General features: G+C 70.2%; 1 pseudogene. It reads left to right on the top strand.

The features are described from left to right. Positions 1 to 32 precede the first annotated feature (32 nt). A pseudogene (locus OF117_RS22115) lies at positions 33 to 433 on the top strand (hypothetical protein); the annotation flags it as partial.

Raw genomic sequence — 433 nt, 5'->3', positions numbered from 1 at the left:
GCCTACGTGCACGAGAACTCGGCCTACTCCACATGAGCACCGACAACGCCCACATCCCGACGCACACGAGTGCAGCGCAGGATCCCGTGCCGCCTCGCTTCCGGTTCGAGGAGAACTTCCCCCGAGTCCGGGTGGACGAGGCATCGTTCGGTTCCCGGGTGGACGACGTGCCGTCGGGCGTCCGAGTCGACGAGAACATCTGGGTCGACGAGACGCCCGCCCGACCGGCGCGCCGTCGGATCGGCGGCAGCCGGGTGATGCGCACCTACGACCCGGAGGGCGACCGCGTCAAGGCGGCCGTCCTCACCGGGGCGCTGCCGTGGCTGCGGGAGTTCAGCGGCCGGGTGATCGTGGTCAAGTACGGCGGGCACGCCATGGTCGACGACGAGTGCCGCCGCGCCTTCGCCGAGGACATGGTGTTCCTGCGGACCTG

Source organism: Geodermatophilus sp. YIM 151500, assembly GCF_025716945.1.
Classification (GTDB): Bacteria; Actinomycetota; Actinomycetes; order Mycobacteriales; family Geodermatophilaceae; genus YIM-151500.
The sequence above is the reverse complement of the archived record's forward strand: the minus strand, read 5'-3'. Positions and strand labels throughout refer to the sequence as shown.